The 16775-nt window shown below is 59.2% G+C and carries 17 protein-coding genes; 9 read left to right on the plus strand and 8 right to left on the minus strand.

Annotated features, from left to right (window positions below; translation table 11 throughout):
* Positions 1–155: 155 nt before the first annotated feature.
* Complete coding sequence (locus tag EJA70_RS00285) at positions 156–1619, plus strand: glyceraldehyde-3-phosphate dehydrogenase (RefSeq protein ID WP_008082184.1); 1464 nt, start codon at positions 156–158, stop codon at positions 1617–1619.
* A 219-nt stretch (positions 1620–1838) separates the two neighbouring features.
* On the opposite strand, the gene EJA70_RS00290 is transcribed toward EJA70_RS00285, so the two are convergent.
* Positions 1839–3140 carry an MFS transporter gene (locus tag EJA70_RS00290; protein WP_034156429.1) on the minus strand — a complete coding sequence of 434 codons (1302 nt, stop codon included), beginning with the start codon at positions 3138–3140 and terminating at the stop codon, positions 1839–1841.
* 162 nt (positions 3141–3302) lie between these two features.
* Between EJA70_RS00290 and EJA70_RS00295 the strand changes: the two genes are divergently transcribed.
* Both EJA70_RS00295 and sthA read left to right on the plus strand, forming a co-directional pair.
* A complete protein-coding gene (locus tag EJA70_RS00295) occupies positions 3303–4247 on the plus strand; it encodes an FAD:protein FMN transferase (protein ID WP_371924481.1) in 945 nt (314 codons plus the stop codon).
* 197 nt (positions 4248–4444) lie between these two features.
* The gene (gene sthA / locus EJA70_RS00300; protein ID WP_064117858.1) at positions 4445–5839 is read left to right on the plus strand and encodes a Si-specific NAD(P)(+) transhydrogenase; all 1395 of its coding nucleotides are present in this window, start codon (positions 4445–4447) and stop codon (positions 5837–5839) included.
* A gap of 42 nt (positions 5840–5881) precedes the next feature.
* On the opposite strand, the gene EJA70_RS00305 is transcribed toward sthA, so the two are convergent.
* Together EJA70_RS00305 and EJA70_RS00310 are read right to left on the minus strand one after the other, a co-directional pair.
* A complete protein-coding gene (locus EJA70_RS00305; RefSeq protein WP_158828841.1) occupies positions 5882–6604 on the minus strand; it encodes a glycerophosphodiester phosphodiesterase family protein in 723 nt (240 codons plus the stop codon).
* A gap of 14 nt (positions 6605–6618) precedes the next feature.
* A complete protein-coding gene (locus EJA70_RS00310; protein WP_158828843.1) occupies positions 6619–7200 on the minus strand; it encodes a PilZ domain-containing protein in 582 nt (193 codons plus the stop codon).
* A gap of 94 nt (positions 7201–7294) precedes the next feature.
* Between EJA70_RS00310 and EJA70_RS00315 the strand changes: the two genes are divergently transcribed.
* The 3 genes from EJA70_RS00315 to EJA70_RS00325 all read left to right on the plus strand — a co-directional run bounded on the left by EJA70_RS00315 (position 7295) and on the right by EJA70_RS00325 (position 10544).
* Positions 7295–8545 (plus strand): lipoprotein-releasing ABC transporter permease subunit, encoded by a 1251-nt coding sequence (locus EJA70_RS00315; RefSeq protein ID WP_158828845.1) that lies wholly within the window; start codon positions 7295–7297, stop codon positions 8543–8545.
* Entirely contained in the window at positions 8538–9236 is a 699-nt protein-coding gene (lolD, locus tag EJA70_RS00320; RefSeq protein WP_008087731.1) for a lipoprotein-releasing ABC transporter ATP-binding protein LolD, read from the plus strand. The genes EJA70_RS00315 and lolD overlap by 8 nt, the downstream gene beginning before the upstream one ends.
* Positions 9237–9299: 63 nt before the next feature.
* Positions 9300–10544 carry a lipoprotein-releasing ABC transporter permease subunit gene (locus tag EJA70_RS00325; protein ID WP_158828847.1) on the plus strand — a complete coding sequence of 415 codons (1245 nt, stop codon included), beginning with the start codon at positions 9300–9302 and terminating at the stop codon, positions 10542–10544.
* Positions 10545–10663: 119 nt separating this feature from the next.
* On the opposite strand, the gene EJA70_RS00330 is transcribed toward EJA70_RS00325, so the two are convergent.
* Both EJA70_RS00330 and EJA70_RS00335 read right to left on the minus strand, forming a co-directional pair.
* The gene (locus EJA70_RS00330; protein ID WP_158828849.1) at positions 10664–12010 is read right to left on the minus strand and encodes a heavy metal sensor histidine kinase; all 1347 of its coding nucleotides are present in this window, start codon (positions 12008–12010) and stop codon (positions 10664–10666) included.
* Positions 12010–12690, minus strand: coding sequence for a heavy metal response regulator transcription factor (locus EJA70_RS00335; RefSeq protein ID WP_158828851.1), 681 nt, complete (start codon positions 12688–12690; stop codon positions 12010–12012). Before EJA70_RS00335 ends, EJA70_RS00330 begins: the two co-directional genes overlap by 1 nt.
* Positions 12691–12853: 163 nt before the next feature.
* On the opposite strand from EJA70_RS00335, the gene EJA70_RS00340 reads away from it, so the two are divergent.
* A complete protein-coding gene (locus EJA70_RS00340; protein WP_158828853.1) occupies positions 12854–13381 on the plus strand; it encodes a plastocyanin/azurin family copper-binding protein in 528 nt (175 codons plus the stop codon).
* 61 nt (positions 13382–13442) lie between these two features.
* The gene (queF, locus tag EJA70_RS00345) at positions 13443–14273 is read left to right on the plus strand and encodes an NADPH-dependent 7-cyano-7-deazaguanine reductase QueF (protein ID WP_158828855.1); all 831 of its coding nucleotides are present in this window, start codon (positions 13443–13445) and stop codon (positions 14271–14273) included.
* 84 nt (positions 14274–14357) lie between these two features.
* Here the strand turns inward: queF and EJA70_RS00350 are convergent, their stop codons facing one another.
* Positions 14358–14621, minus strand: a complete 264-nt coding sequence (locus EJA70_RS00350) for a DUF4404 family protein (protein ID WP_008087721.1) — start codon at positions 14619–14621, stop codon at positions 14358–14360.
* Between the two features lie 108 nt (positions 14622–14729).
* A complete protein-coding gene (locus EJA70_RS00355) occupies positions 14730–15350 on the minus strand; it encodes an HAD family phosphatase (RefSeq protein ID WP_158828857.1) in 621 nt (206 codons plus the stop codon).
* 184 nt (positions 15351–15534) lie between these two features.
* Here EJA70_RS00355 and EJA70_RS00360 point away from each other — a divergent pair, with 184 nt between their 5' ends.
* A complete protein-coding gene (locus EJA70_RS00360; protein WP_158828858.1) occupies positions 15535–16224 on the plus strand; it encodes a VacJ family lipoprotein in 690 nt (229 codons plus the stop codon).
* Positions 16225–16275: 51 nt separating this feature from the next.
* Here the strand turns inward: EJA70_RS00360 and EJA70_RS00365 are convergent, their stop codons facing one another.
* On the minus strand, positions 16276–16575 hold the full coding sequence (locus EJA70_RS00365) for a PilZ domain-containing protein (RefSeq protein WP_008087716.1): 300 nt from the start codon (positions 16573–16575) through the stop codon (positions 16276–16278).
* Positions 16576–16775 lie beyond the last annotated feature (200 nt).

Consider the following 16775-nt stretch of genomic DNA (forward strand, 5'->3'; position numbering starts at 1 on the left):
GACGAAAAATTGACAGCGCTGGAAGCCGCGTATTTACTGGGCTGGCGCGAGGCGTGATTTTTTTGAAAGGAATTTTGTTACTGGTTTCGCGACAAGCGCGCATTGCTGAATGAGGTTGTGGGCGGCATAATGTAGCCCCTTTTTTCTGCCCCTACATGTGGAAGGTTACCGTGACTCAGAAGCCCGACCAGTGTCTTGGTGAATGGATCGACCGTGAAGCACTCGCAGAAGCGATGATTCCGCTTATCGGTCAGCTCTACCGCAATAACAACGTGGTGAGCTCGATCTATGGCCGCAGCCTGATCAACCAGTCTGTCATCGCGATTCTCAAAGCTCACCGCTTTGCGCGCCACCGTTCTTCCGACGACAGCGAACTCTCCGTCCACGAAACATTCCCACTGCTCAAAGCCATGAGCGAGCTCAAGCTCGGCGCGGCTTCGGTAGATCTGGGCAAGTTGGCGTTCAAATTCCGCAACGAAGGCAATGGCCGCAGCGCCGAGCAATTCGTTCGTGAAGAAATGGCTGATGTGGTTGGCCAGCAAAACGCTTCCGCACGTAAAGGCACCGACGTTGTGCTGTACGGCTTCGGTCGTATCGGCCGTCTGCTGGCGCGCATCCTGATCGAGAAAACCGGTGGTGGCGACGGTCTGCGTCTGCGTGCCATCGTCGTGCGTAAAGGCGCCGACAACGACCTGACCAAACGCGCCAGTCTGCTGCGTCGCGATTCGGTACACGGTTCGTTCAACGGCACCATCACCATCGACGAAGAAAACAACACCATCACCGCCAATGGTAACCTGATCCAGGTGATCTACGCGAAGAACCCGACTGAAGTGGATTACACCCAGTACGGCATCAAAGACGCGCTGCTGGTGGACAACACCGGTGTATGGCGTGACGCTGATGGCCTGGGCCAGCACTTGCAGTGCCCGGGTATCGACCGCGTTGTTCTGACCGCGCCTGGCAAAGGCAAGCTGAAGAACATCGTTCACGGTATCAACCACGGTGAAATCACCGCTGATGACAAGATCGTCTCCGCCGCTTCCTGCACCACCAACGCCATCGTGCCGGTGCTGAAAGCTGTGAATGACAAGTTCGGCATCATCAACGGTCACGTCGAAACCGTTCACTCGTACACCAACGACCAGAACCTGATCGACAACTTCCACAAAGGCGATCGCCGTGGTCGTAGCGCCGCGCTGAACATGGTGATCACTGAGACCGGTGCTGCCACCGCTGCTGCCAAGGCCCTGCCTGAGCTGGCCGGCAAGCTGACCGGTAACGCGATCCGTGTTCCAACGCCGAACGTGTCGATGGCCATTCTCAACCTCAACCTTGAGAAAGCCGCCACCCGTGAAGAGATGAACGAGTACCTGCGCTACATGGCGCTGCACTCCGATCTGCACAAGCAAATCGACTTCGTTAACTCGCAGGAAGTGGTTTCGACTGACTTCGTGGGCTCGCGCCACGCCGGTGTGGTCGATGCTGAAGCGACCATCGTTCAGGACAACCGCGTTGTTCTGTACGTCTGGTACGACAACGAGTTCGGTTACAGCTGCCAGGTGATCCGCGTGATGGAAGACATGGCTGATGTGAATCCGCCAGCGTTCCCGCGCTAAGCGATAGCTGCACATGAAAACGCCCCGACTTTGGTCGGGGCGTTTTTGTTTGGGGGAAGATCAATAGATCGCATTGATTCTGTAGGAGCTGCCGAAGGCTGCGATCTTTGCTTTATGCCCTCATCGCTGGCAAGCCAGCTCCCACAGGTTTCTTGGTGAATTGCACAATTGCGTTAACACCCGAAACCCTGTGGGAGCTGGCTTGCCAGCGATAGCGTCCTATCGGGCGCCGCCAGGGATGGCTGCTTGCGCCGTGCGCAGTTCATGCTTGTTGCCACGAAACAGCACCAACGTTGCAATCAACCCCAGTACCGCCGCGCCACTGAGCCAGATCCCCGGCGCAGCCTTGTTATCCAGCACATGAATCAGGTACGTACACGCCGCCGGGGTAAACCCACCAAACGTCGCCGTCGCCAGGCTATAGGCCAGCGAAAACCCCGTTGTGCGCACTTCCACCGGCATGATCTCGGTCAGCGCCACCACCATCGCGCCGTTGTACGAGCCGTACAGGAACGACAGCCACAACTCGACGATCAGCAAATGGCTGAAGCTCGGATTCGCCACCAGCCACGACAGGGCAGGGTAAGCGGTAAGAATCGCCAGAATCGTCGCCGCCAGCAGTAGGGGTTTGCGCCCGATCTTGTCAGACACCGAGCCCATCACCGGCAACCAGAAAAAGTTCGACAGGCCGATACACACCGTCACCAGCAACGCATCGAAATCCGACAAGTGCAGCTCGGCCTTGCCGAAGGTCGGGGTGTACGCGGTGATCAGATAGAAGGAAACCGTAGTCATCACCACCAGCGCCATGCCAGCGATGACGATGCCAAAGTTCTGACCGATAGAGCGGACAATTTCCCGCAAGGTAGGGCGATGTTTCCGCGCCTGGAATTCCGGGGTTTCTTCAAGCGAACGACGAATGACGAAAATCACCGGCACAATCATGCAGCCGATCAGGAATGGCACGCGCCAGCCCCAGTCACCCATTTGCTCGGGGCTCAGCCAGTGGTTGAGGCCGACACCGAGCAAACCGGCGAATACCACCGCCGCTTGCTGGCTGGCGGACTGCCAACTGACGAAAAAGCCCTTGCGGCCCGGCGTGGCGATTTCTGCCAGATACACCGACACGCCGCCCAGTTCCACGCCGGCTGAAAAGCCTTGCAGCAAGCGACCGAACAGCACGATCAGTGGCGCAGCGACGCCGAGGGTGGCATAGCCCGGCACGCAGGCAATCAGTACCGTGCCAGCAGCCATCAACGCCAGCGTGATGATCAGACCCTGGCGACGACCGTGACGGTCGATGTAGGCGCCGAGGAAGATCGCCCCCAGCGGTCGCATCAGGAAACCGGCACCAAAGGTCGCCAGCGAAAGCATCAGTGAAGCGAATGCGCTGTCAGTCGGGAAGAAGGTTTTGGCGATGGCCGTGGCGTAGAAGCCGTAGACCATGAAGTCGAACATTTCGAGGAAGTTGCCGCTGACAACGCGGAAGATCGCTTTGCCTTTGCCCGTGGTGGTGGACATGTTCAGGTACTCACTATTGGATTTTGTATAAAGATGTTGCAGATCCGTTGATTCATAATGGCCGCCGTGGTTTTACGGAGAGATGAATAATTGTTCACTGGACGGTTGCTTGGGCTTGTGATTCTGGCTGGCATATTGGCTGGCTGCGGCAATGGCGATTCCATGGAAAGCTTTGGCGGGCCAACCATGGGCAGCACGTATTCGATCAAGTACGTGCGCCACGCTGGCATGCCTGAATCAACGCAGGTTCGCAGTGAAGTGGAGGGCATCCTCGGCGAAGTCGATCGGCAGCTGTCCACCTACCGCAACGATTCGGACATCGAACGCTTCAACGCTTTGCCCGCCAATAGCTGTCAGAAGATGCCCGCATCGGTACTCGAATTGATCCGCGTCGGCGAACAACTGTCAGTGCAAAGCGAAGGTTCCTACGACCTCACCGTCGAACCGCTGATGAATCTCTGGGGGTTCGGCCCGCAAGGTCGCGAAGAAAAAGTCCCTGATGCCGCCGCATTGGCCGAGCTGATGCAGCGGGTCGGCCATCAGCATCTACGCATCAAGGGCGATCAGCTGTGTAAAGACGCCGCCGTCGAAGTCGACTTCAACAGCATCGCCGCCGGTTATGCCGTCGACACTATTGCGGCACGGCTCGATGCCATGGGCATCCACGATTACCTCGCTGAAGCTACGGGGGAGCTCAAGGCCAAGGGCCGCAAGCTTGACGGCTCAGCTTGGCGCATTGCCTTGGAAGAACCCCGCGACGATCAACAAATCGCCGAGCGCATCATCAATGTCGATGGCTATGGCGTCTCGACCTCCGGCGACTACCGCAACTATTTCCTGCAGGACGGTCGGCGCTATTCCCACACCTTTGATGCCCGCACCGGTGCCCCCGTCCTACACGACCTGGCGTCAGTCACGGTGATTCATCCTTCAGCGTTGATGGCTGATGGACTATCGACGCTGTTGCTTATTCTCGGCCCCGAAAGGGCGTGGGACTATGCCGAAAAACATGACATTGGTGCATTCTTTGTGATTCGTGCCGATACAGGTTTTATCGTCCGCACCAACAAGGCTTTCGAGCGCCTCAGTGGCGAAAAAACTGACTGAGAACAATACGAAAGCTGGCGTTGTAGTGCAGGCAAAAGTAGCCTACGACGCGACCAAGGGTTAATGTGCGCGGCGTTGACGCTTCTATAGACTGTGTCCGGGTTCTTGATTGACCCCCAATTGTTCCTTCGCGCCGCCGTTCGGCGTGATTTAGCCGCCGGTGCTGCTGGCACCGCGGCCTGTTCTGAGGAGTACGCATGGCTGTCTACAACTACGACGTGGTGGTGCTGGGTTCCGGCCCGGCGGGAGAAGGCGCGGCAATGAACGCCGCCAAAGCAGGGCGCAAGGTCGCGATGGTCGACAGCCGTCGCCAGGTCGGCGGCAACTGCACCCACCTCGGTACCATCCCGTCCAAGGCACTGCGTCACTCGGTGCGGCAGATCATGCAGTTCAACACCAATCCTATGTTCCGGGCGATCGGCGAGCCACGCTGGTTCTCCTTCCCGGACGTGTTGAAAAGCGCCGAGAAAGTCATTTCCAAACAAGTCGCTTCGCGTACCGGCTACTACGCCCGTAACCGCGTCGACGTGTTCTTCGGTACCGGCAGCTTCGCCGACGAGCAAACCATCGAAGTGGTCTGCGCCAACGGCGTGGTCGAAAAACTGGTGGCCAAGCACATCATCATCGCCACCGGCTCGCGTCCTTATCGCCCGGCGGACATCGATTTCCACCACCCGCGTATCTACGATAGCGACACCATCCTCAGCCTCGGCCACACCCCGCGCAAACTGATCGTTTACGGCGCCGGCGTGATCGGTTGCGAATACGCGTCGATTTTCAGCGGTCTGGGTGTACTGGTTGAGCTGGTCGACAACCGTGGTCAGTTGCTGAGCTTCCTCGATTCGGAAATCTCCCAGGCGTTGAGCTACCACTTCAGCAACAACAACATCACCGTGCGCCACAACGAAGATTACGATCGCGTTGAAGGCGTCGACAACGGCGTGATCCTGCACCTGAAGTCCGGCAAGAAGATCAAGGCCGACGCCTTGCTCTGGTGCAACGGCCGTACCGGTAACACCGACCAGTTGGGCCTGGAAAACATCGGCGTCAAGGTCAACAGCCGTGGCCAGATCGAAGTCGACGAGGCTTACCGCACCTGCGTACCGAACATCTACGGTGCCGGTGACGTGATCGGCTGGCCGAGCCTGGCCAGTGCCGCCCATGACCAGGGCCGTTCGGCCGCTGGCAGCATCGTTGATAACGGTAGCTGGCGCTTTGTGAATGACGTGCCGACCGGCATCTACACCATTCCGGAGATCAGCTCGATCGGCAAGAACGAGCAGGAACTGACTCAGGCCAAAGTGCCGTACGAAGTCGGCAAGGCGTTCTTCAAGAGCATGGCGCGTGCACAGATCGCCGGCGAGCCGCAAGGCATGCTGAAGATCCTGTTCCACCGTGAAACCCTGGAAGTGCTGGGCGTTCACTGCTTCGGTTATCAGGCGTCGGAGATCGTCCACATCGGTCAGGCGATCATGAGTCAGCCGGGCGAACTGAACACCCTGAAGTACTTCGTCAACACGACGTTCAACTACCCGACCATGGCCGAAGCCTATCGGGTAGCGGCGTACGACGGCCTCAATCGGCTTTTTTGACGGGCTCCGGCCGGTGGCCTGAGCCGGCTGGGGAGACCGATTTCAGCAATTCTCGAGCGTGGCAGTGGCCAAACCGGGAAAGTCTGTAATCAGGCTGTCAACGCCGAAGTCGGCGAGTCTGCGCATCAGCGCAGGCTCGTTGACGGTCCATACCGACACATGCAGCCCCTGACGCTGCGCCTTCTGCAGGCGTTCCGGCGTACACAGCGTCCAGTTCAACGCAAGAAACTCACAGCCATAACTGGCCGCGACCTTTAACGGGTCCAGCCAGGCGTATTCGGCGACCAGTCCACGCGACACATCCGGCACCAGATCCAGCGCTGCTTTCAAAACTTCCCGCGAACTCGAGGTGATTGTCACCTTGTCGAGCAGGCCATGGCGTTGGGCCATTTCACGAATCGCCAGCACTGTGGTTGCGGCGCGGGTGCGTGAAGCGCTTTTGACTTCCAATTGCCAGTGCTCGAAATCGCATTTTTCGAACAGCTCTTCCAGCGTCGGAATCGGGCACGGCTTGATCCAGCCCGGGCCACCCTTGCGCGCATCGTAGGTCACCAGCTCGGCGGCGGTGTGTTCGACGACTTTGCCGCGCCGATCCGTGGTGCGCTTGAGGGTCGGGTCGTGGATGACCATCAACTCGCCGTCCTTGGACAGGTGCAGATCGAGTTCGCAACGGCGCACGCCGTGCTTGAGACATTCCTGAAAGCTGCTCAGGGTGTTTTCCGGTGCTTCGCCCTTGGCGCCGCGGTGGCCGTAGATGAGGGTCACGGTTCTTCCTTAAATTAAATGCCTGATTCGTTCTGTTCGCGGGCCAGTCGTCGTTCCTGGGCCTGCTTCTGCAAGATATAGCGGGCGAGCAACTGGCGCTGGGCATCGGTCAAGTGTTCGAACTCGGTGCCGATGTCATAACCGTCGCCCTTGCGGTCGCAATGGGTGACGCGGGCGCGCAGCAACAGGCCGAGCGCTTGCGGCATCAGCACCAGTTTCACCGACAGGTGGGCGCCAGCGGCAATCGGCGTCGGGTGCTGGAAGTCGATCCCGCCTTCGGAAATGATCACGGGTTGCGGCTCGCCAATGTGGCCGAGCACGGTCAGGGCGACCACCTGGCTGAGCAGGTCGATGCGTTTGTTCTGTGATTTCAGGAACGCGGCAATAGCCCGGTCGCGCTCGCTGATCTGGCGCAACAGGTGCTGCGACTCGAATTCGCTCAGGTGCAGTTCGCTGAGCAGGTTGAACAGTGGGGAAGCATCCTGCAACACTTCCTGGCCTGCGGCTTCGGGAGCGGACAGGGGCCGAATTTCCAGTGCGATCGTGTCCTCGATACGATAGTATTCGCGGCGATCTTCTTCATCTAATGTCGACATGGCGAACCCATGGTAGCGGCGGTGGTCTGAGTGTAAAGCTGGTTATCGACCCCCGCCACAAGGACGTTCCTTTTCCCTCCGAACAAGCCCCGACATGTTCAGACCTCTCTTCGTATTTATCGGCACGCGTTATACCCGTGCAAAGCGTCGCAATCATTTTGTGTCATTCATTTCCCTGACTTCGATGATCGGGCTCGCCCTTGGCGTGGTCGTGATGATCGTCGTGCTGTCGGTGATGAATGGCTTCGATCATGAGATGCGCACCCGCGTGCTGGGCATGGTGCCCCACGCGACCATTGAATCCACCGAGCCGATCAACGATTGGCAAAGCCTGGCGACCAAGGTCAAGCAGAACCCGCAGGTGACGGCCGTTGCGCCGTTCACCCAGATGCAGGGTCTGCTGACCAATAACGGCCAAGTCTCCAAGGTGTTGCTCAATGCCATCGACCCTGCGCTCGAGCGCAACGTGTCGATCATCGACAACTTCATGAAGCAGGGCAAACTCGACGATTTGACGCCGGGCAGCTTCGGCATCGTCATTGGCGACAAGGCCGCGACCAAGCTGGGCGTGGGCATCGGTGACAAGATCACCTTCGTCGCGCCGGAGGTCAGCGTGACCCCGGCCGGGATGTTCCCGCGCATGAAACGCTTTACCGTGGTCGGCATTTTCCATGTCGGCGCCGGTGAGCTGGACGGCTATCTGGGCGTCACTAACCTGCAGGATCTGGCGAAGATGCACCGCTGGAAACCGGATCAGGTGCAGGGCATCCGCCTGAAGTTCGACGACCTGTTCCAGGCGCCGCGTGTGGCATGGAACATCGCCCAGCAGCTTGGCGAAGACCATTATTACGCCCGCGACTGGACACGTACCCACGGCAATCTGTATCAGGCGATCCGCATGGAAAAAGCCATGATCGGCCTGTTGTTGCTGCTGATCGTCGCCGTTGCCGCGTTCAACATTATTTCCACTTTGGTGATGGTGGTGAACGACAAGAAGGGCGACATCGCCATTCTGCGCACGTTGGGCGCGACGCCGGGCACGATCATGCGCACGTTCATGGTGCAAGGCACGGTGATCGGTGTGGTCGGCACGGCGATTGGCGCGGTGGTCGGTATTTTCGCTGCGCTTAACGTCAGCGCCGCGATCTCGGCACTGGAAGGCCTGATCGGCCACAAATTCCTTAATGCTGACGTGTATTTCATTGATTATCTTCCGTCGCAGGTGCAGAGCCAGGATGTCGTCATGGTCTGCGCCGCGGCGTTGGTTCTGAGTTTTCTCGCCACCCTGTATCCCGCCTGGCGTGCCGCGCGCACCCAGCCGGCGGAGGCGCTACGTTATGAGTGAGTCGGGCATGAGTGAACAAGCAATCTTGAGCTGCCGCAACCTGGGCAAATCCTACGAGGAAGGCCCGGAGTCGGTCGAAGTGCTGGCCGGCCTGCAACTGGAGTTGCACCCGGGCGAGCGTGTGGCGATTGTCGGCACCTCGGGTTCGGGCAAAAGTACTTTGCTCAACCTGCTCGGTGGCCTGGATACGCCGACCAAGGGCAGCGTGTGGCTCGACGGTGAAGAACTGTCGGCGCTGAGCGAGAAGAAGCGCGGCCTGCTGCGCAACCGTGCACTCGGTTTCGTTTACCAGTTCCACCACTTGCTGCCGGAATTCACCGCGCTGGAAAACGTCTGCATGCCGCTGCTGATCGGCAAGACGCCGATCCCGGAAGCCCGTCAGCGCGCGACCGCTTTGCTGGAACGCGTCGGCCTTGGCCATCGTCTGGAGCACAAACCGTCCGAATTGTCCGGTGGTGAGCGTCAGCGTGTCGCCATCGCTCGCGCTCTGGTGAATAAGCCAGGCCTGGTGATGCTCGACGAGCCGACCGGCAACCTCGACTCCCACACCGCCCAGGGCATTCAGGATTTGATGCTGGAACTCAGCACCTCAATGCGCACCGCGTTTCTGGTGGTGACTCACGACATGAACCTGGCCCGCCAGATGGATCGCGTACTGCACCTGCAAGAAGGTCGCCTCACGCCTATCTGATTGGCTGAAACCCGACGCCGGAAACGGCGTCGGGTCTTTTATTTTTATACGGTGCCCCAGCGAATGTTCAGACCGTTATCGATCTTTATCGGCACGCGCTATACCCGCGCCAAGCGCCGCAATCGCTTTGTTTCGTTCATTTCGATGACCTCGATGATCGGCCTCGCCCTCGGCGTGCTGGCAATGATCGTGGTGTTGTCGGTGATGAACGGCTTCCAGCGCGAAATGAGCTCGCGCATCCTCGGCATGGTGCCGCACGCGACCATCGTTGGCGTCAAGCCGATCGATGACTGGCAGCCCGTCGCCGCCGCTGCAATGAAAAACCCTGAAGTGACTGCCGCTGTGCCATTCACCGAAATGGAAGGCATGCTTTCCTACAAGGGTTTGATGCAGCCGATTCAGATCAGCGGTGTCGATCCGGCCCAGGAAGGCAAGGTCTCGATTGTTGCCCAGCACATCGTGCAGGGCCGTCTTGATGCCTTGAAACCGGGTGAGTTCGGTGTGGTGATCGGTGAAATCACTGCACGACGTTTCCGTCTGAATGTCGGCGACAAGATCACCCTGATCGTCCCGGAAGTCAGCACTGCACCGGGTGGCATCACCCCGCGCATGCAACGACTGAACGTGGTGGGCGTGTTCAAGGTTGGCGCTGAACTGGACGGCTCGATGGGCCTGATCCATGTCTCCGATGCCGCGACCATGCAGCACTGGGAACCGAATCAGGTGCAGAGCGTGCGTCTGGCGGTCAAGGACCTGTACGCCGCGCCGAAAGTCTCCGCGGACATCGCCGCCAGTCTGGGCGCCGAGTTCAAGGCTGACGACTGGACGCACACCCAGGGCAGCCTGTTCAGCGCGATGAAAATGGAAAAAACCATGATCGGCCTGCTGTTGCTGATGATCGTCGCGGTGGCGGCGTTCAACATCATCGCGACGTTGATCATGGTGGTGAATGACAAGGGCGCGGACATCGCGATCCTGCGTACCATCGGCGCCACGCCACGGCAGATCATGGCGATCTTCATGGTGCAGGGCACGGTCATCGGCATTGTCGGCACCATTATTGGCGGCGTGTTGGGTGTGATTGCCGCGCTGAATGTCAGTCAGATCGTCGGCTGGATCGAGCGAGTCAGCGGCCAGCACATTTTCAGTTCCGACGTCTATTTCGTCAGCAATCTGCCGTCGGAATTGCAGGCGGGGGATGTGCTGTTGATCTGCTCGGCGGGTTTCATTCTGAGCTTTCTGGCGACGGTGTATCCGGCGTGGCGAGCGGCGAAGATCGAACCGGCTCACGCCCTGAGATATTCGTAAGCCACACCATGCTCGTTCCCACGCTCTGCGTGGGAATGCCTCAACGGACGCTCCGCGTTCGGCTTTGGAGGGGACGCGGAGCGTCCCGGGCTGCATTCCCACGCAGAGCGTGGGAATGATCAGGTTCGAGGCAACTCAATCACAAACCGCGTCCAACCCGCCTCGGATTCGCAATGAATCTGCCCCCCATGCGCGCGGACGATCGACTGCGTAATCGCCAGCCCCAACCCCGCATGCTCACTGCTGCCTTCCTGCCGCGCCGGATCGGCTCGATAAAACCGGTCAAACAGCCTTGGCAACAACTCAGCTGAAATCCCCTCGCCACTGTTCTCGACTGAAACCCGCACAGCGCTCGGTTGATCAACGATCCGCACATTCACTCCGCCGTCAGCCGGGGTAAACCGCAACGCGTTATCCAGTAAGTTCGATAAGGCTCGCCGTAACATACTGCGGTCACCGTCGATCCGCGCATGACCTTCGCGCGCCAGACTGACCCCGGCGTCCTCCGCCAGCGGTGCGAAAAACTCCAGCAACACATCCGCCTCATCCGCCAGTTCCAGCGCTTCACGTTTGGGCATCAGCAAACCGTGGTCAGCCTTGGCCAGGTACAACATGTCGTTGACCAGTTGCGCCATCCATTGCAGCTCTTCGAGGTTGCTGTGCAGCGCTTCGCGGTAATCCTCGATCGGCCGTGGGCGGGTGAGGGTGACTTGCGTGTGGGTCAGCAGGTTCGACAGCGGTGTGCGCAGTTCATGGGCGATGTCGGCCGAGAACGCCGAGAGCCGCTGAAACGAGTCGTCGAGGCGGGCGAGCATGGCGTTGAAGCTGTGGGCCATTTCCGCAAGCTCGGGAGGAATTTGCGCTTCTGGCAGTCGGGCGTTGAGCGAGTGTGCGGAAATCCCGCGAGCCACCGCGCTCATGCGCCGTAACGGGCGCAAGCCACTGCGTGCGGCCCAGGCACCGAGTAATGCGGTGGCCAGCGCCGAAAGGCCGACGGTCAGCCATATCAGATGCTGCATGCGCTGCAGAAAGTGCTGGTGATGGGTGATGTCGAGCAACAGGGTCAGTTGCGGCGAATCAGTTTTGTCCGGGTAGAGCGGGGCGTTGAGCACCCGATAATCGGTGCCGGCGCTGCTGATCGTCGATAGACCGGGTGGTGGCGGTAAATCCTTGGGGATCAGCGTCGAGCTGTCATACCAGGGTTGGCCGTCACCGCCGGTGATCCTCAGCGACAAGTCGGCCTGACGGCTGAGCTCATCGGCCAGCCGTGCGGCACTTTCCGCGGGCTGCACATTTTGCAGGGCGCGGCGCAGGCCGATCAGTTTGGCATCCAGTTGTTGCTGGTCGAGCTCGATGAAGTGCGCCTCGCTGGCGCGGTTGAACAACACCCCGGCGAACAGCGATACCACGGCGGTGCAAGCGGCAAACAATAGCGCCAGACGTGAACTCAGGGACAAGCGGCGCATCAGGCACAACGCTCTTCAAGCACGTAACCCATGCCGCGCACGGTGTGGATCAGTTTGTTGGGGAATTCGTCGTCGATCTTCAGACGCAAGCGGCGAATCGCCACTTCGATGACATTGGTGTCGCTGTCGAAATTCATGTCCCAGACCTGCGAGGCGATCAGCGATTTCGGCAGGACTTCACCTTGGCGACGCAAGAGCATCTCCAGCAGCGCGAATTCCTTGGCGGTCAGGTCGATGCGCTGGCCACTGCGTTCGACCCGACGGCGGATCAGGTCCAGGCGCAGATCCGCCAGTTGCAGACTGGTTTCCTGCGGTGTGGCGCTGCCGCGACGCAACAGGCTGCGCACTCGCGCCAGCAGTTCAGAGAAGGCGAAAGGTTTCACCAGATAATCGTCGGCACCCAGCTCAAGGCCATGAACCCTGTCTTCCACGGCGTCTTTGGCCGTCAGAAAAAGTACCGGCGTATCCAGCCCGGCACTGCGCACTGTTTGCAGAATCTGCCAACCGTTACGCCCGGGCAGCATCACGTCGAGGATCAGCAGCGCATAATCACCGCTCAATGCCAGTTGTTGACCGCTGTTGCCGTCGGCCACCCATTCGGTGTTGAACCCGGCCTCGGTCAGACCCTGGTGCAAGTATTGGCCGGTTTTCGCTTGGTCTTCGACGATCAGCAGTTTCATGGGCGACTCAGTGGATTCGGGGTGCAGAAATGAAAGCGTTATACCTTGCGGGCCCGCGACAAACGCCAACCTGACAAAGTTGTAATCTGCCGGTCAGGTAGATGCCAGCTCAGGCCCGCTAGAGTTTCCCACAGGCTGAACCTTATCTTGTTGGAGAACGACCATGTTTTTACGCCAATCCCTGGCCTTGTGTTTGTTGGCGCTGAGTTCGCCAGTGTGGGCCGCGCCAGCCCATACCTATGATTTCGGCCAGCCGGCGCCCGCAGCCCAAGCCACGCGCAGTGTTGAAGTGGTGCTGAATGACATGTCTTTCGATCCCAAGGCAATTGAGGTCAAGGCCGGTGAGACCGTTCGCTTTGTGCTGGTGAATAAAGGCCAGTTACTGCATGAATTCAACCTCGGTGACGCGGCGATGCATGCCAAACATCAGCAGGAAATGTTGCAGATGCAGCAAAGCGGCATGCTCACGCCTACCGGCATGAAAGAAATGTCCCACGACATGGCCGGTATGGATCACGCAGCGATGGGCCAGGGCATGAAGCATGACGATCCGAACAGCGTGCTGGTCGAGCCGGGCAAGACTGCCGAACTGACCTGGACCTTCAGCAAGGCGACGAGCCTGGAATTCGCCTGCAATATTCCCGGCCATTACCAGGCGGGCATGGTCGGCAAATTGACTGTCAGTCAGTAAGCACTCAAAGGCACGCGCAAAGGCTGGTAGAATCCGCTGATTCTTCAGTCAGGTTTCCGCCATGCATCCCGCAGCCGAACACTCGCCGCTGGGCAAATCCAGCGAATACATTGCCACGTACACGCCGTCCCTGCTGTTTCCGATTCCGCGCGCCGCGAAATGGGCCGAGCTGGGCCTGACCGCCGAGACCCTGCCGTATAAAGGTGTGGATTTCTGGAACTGCTTTGAGTTGTCGTGGCTGCTGCCATCCGGCAAGCCGGTGGTGGCGATCGCTGAATTCAGCATCCCGGCGGATTCGCCGAACATCATCGAATCGAAGTCGTTCAAGCTGTATCTGAACTCGTTGAACCAGACGCCGTTTGCCGACGTTGCGACGCTGGAAGCGACGCTGGTCAAGGACCTGTCAGCCGCTGCCGGCAAACCGGTTGGCGTGCGCGTGCGTAGCCTGAAGGATGTTGAGGCGGAAGGCGTTGTGGCTTTGCCGGGCGTGTGCATCGATGATCTGGATATCAGCGTCAGCAACTATGAGCATCCGCGCCCGGAACTGCTGCGTTGCGATGACTCGCGGATTGTCGAAGAGACGGTACACAGCCATCTGCTCAAATCCAACTGCCCGGTGACCAGTCAGCCGGACTGGGGCACGGTGGTGGTGGAGTATCGTGGTTCAGCGCTGGATCATGCGAGCTTGCTGGAGTACATCGTCAGCTTCCGCCAGCATTCGGACTTCCATGAGCAGTGTGTGGAGCGGATTTTCCTTGATCTGCAGCGGCTGCTGAAACCTGAGAAGCTCACGGTGTTTGCACGCTACGTGCGTCGCGGTGGTCTGGACATCAACCCGTATCGCAGCACCGAAAACGTGCAGCTGCCGAACCATCGGTTGGTGCGTCAGTAAGATCAAAAGATCGCAGCCTGCGGCAGCTCCTACATTGAACATCTGTAGGAGCTGCCGCAGGCTGCGATCTTTTGATTTTGGTACTCAGATCCCCATGCTGCCCAGCGCGTTGACGATATTGCGCAGGGTGCCGGCAATGGCCGGGTGTTCGAGTTCAAAGCGATCAACCGCCAGGTTCACGCCGTCGGCGATGCTCGCATCTTGCGTGGCGGTTTCCAGTTTTATTTCCGATTCAATCTGCGCCATCAGCGCATGCAGGTCTTCGCGTTCAGCTTCCGACAGCGGTGGATTCTGCTCCAGCTGCTCGCGCAGGGTATCGAGCTGTTTCTGCAGTTCTTGGGCGGGCATGGTGTTTTCCTTTTATCGAGAGGCACTGGCATTGACCGCAGCCGCGCGCCAAAGGTCTATGGCTGACCTTTAGATTAATCCACTCGCGTCAAACCTGCATGATCCCGATCAGGGCTTTTCGCCTTTGAACCGGCGCAGGCTGATGTCTGCCAGGCAGGTGTCGAGCTCGCCAAGATGATCGATCACCGAGTGCACGCCGAGCCCGAACAGTTGCACGGTGGCTTTGCCGCGCAATTGCTCGCGTTGTTTTTGCGCCAGGGCGTGCCATTCACTCGGCGCCAGGCCGCACAGCGAACCGCAAGACGCCAGGCCGATGGTCCACAGCCCGGCATTCAGGCCGGCCTGGAGCAATCGCGGCTCGCCGCTGACCAGTACGCAGCCGTCCAGATGATCGACGTTCAACCCCATCAATGCTTGCCAGCAAGCGTTGGGAGCAGGCCATGGATTGTTTGTTGCGGAATGTTGCGATGGCTTCACCCACGTCGGCAAGGCAGCCGACAGCGGCAGGGCGAGGGCCGAAGGCAATTCATCCATCCACGCACACGGAATTCGCTGGCGTTGCAGGCTGTGCAGACTCTCCAGTGCGCCGGGAGTGGCTTCGGCGTGTTCAGGCAAGACGCTGGAGAGCTGTCGTGTACGGGCGCCGAAATCCACCAGGCAACCGCTGAGTCCGAACAACACGGCAGTCAGGCTGGGCACGGCGAGGGGCAAGGTTTCGGCCTGTGACATGGAAACGTCCCTGAAATAGCGTCAAGGCTAGGGGCGGTCAGTGACAGTTGGATGACAGGCCTGCGGGAAACGTCCTACAGACGAAATTCAGGTGGACTGCCCAAAACGCCGTTTGCGCTTATACTGTCGCCCTTGAACCGTGGGCCCCGTCGCCTGCGACAGTACAAATCCAAGGAGTTTTTCTATGCGCTGGAGCAATCCGCTCGCTCAGCTAAGTGTATGTGCCGGCTTGTTGCTGGCTCCGTTCGCCACTCAGGCCGCAACGGAAGAAGACCCTTGGGAAAGCGTCAACCGTCCGATCTTCCAGTTCAACGACTTCGTCGACACCTACGCCCTGAAACCGCTGGCGCAGGGTTATGAGTTCGTGACGCCGCAGTTCCTCGAAGACGGCATCCACAACATGTTTCGCAACGTCGGTGATGTCACCAACCTGGCCAACAACATCCTGCAGGCCAAACCGGCTGCGGCCGGCGTCGACACTGCACGCCTGATCTTCAACACCACGTTCGGCCTGCTCGGCTTCTTCGACGTCGGCACCCAAATGGGCCTGAACCGCAGCGACGAAGACTTTGGCCAGACCCTCGGCTACTGGGGCGTCGGCAGCGGTCCATACGTGATGCTGCCACTGATGGGACCAAGCACCCTGCGTGACGCGCCTTCCAAGTATGTCGACAGCTACACCGGTATGTACCGCTACATCAACGATGTGCCGGTGCGTAACTCGATCTTCGGCCTGAACATCGTCGACACCCGCGCCAGCCTGCTGTCGAGCGAGAAGCTGATCAGCGGCGACAAATACACCTTCATCCGCAACGCTTACTTGCAGAACCGCGAGTTCAAAGTGAAGGATGGCCAGGTCGAAGACGATTTTTAATCTCGACCGGTAAAAGGAAGGCGACCTCAGGGTCGCCTTTTTTGTGTGCAGCTATTTCATCTCCAGGATGGTCAGGCCGAGCTTCTGGCCGCCGCCATCCTGTGACCGGACCCAGACCACTTCGGTCTCGGCTTCAAGCCCGCTGAGCGCCGCATGATCGGAGTCGATCCGCACACTCAAGCGATCACCGACCGCGAACTGGCGTGGCGCTTCGACCTGCATGCCGCTGCTGGAGAGATCGATGCACACCGCTGAAACCTCATCCCCTTGATGAATCAACACGACATCGGCATCGACCCGCATGCGGATGAAATCGCGCTTTTCGCTGTAGTCCCGACCGGTTTGACTCATGGCGTCGTCCTTCCATTGGGTTACGGTTTGAGCTGTTCTTATAACTCTCGGTGATTTGACAAGTAAAGTCGTCAAGCGACCATCGGCGCAAGCTTGAAACACCCCGCGGATGGGAGTACCGTCTGCGCCTTAGAAGGGCACCTCTGGTGCAACCGCGTTCACGGCCAATGCTCGAAAGCGGTGCAGCAGAGAGGCTAGAA

The sequence above is a fragment of the Pseudomonas sp. PB103 genome, from assembly GCF_009764635.1.
Taxonomy (GTDB): domain Bacteria; phylum Pseudomonadota; class Gammaproteobacteria; order Pseudomonadales; family Pseudomonadaceae; genus Aquipseudomonas.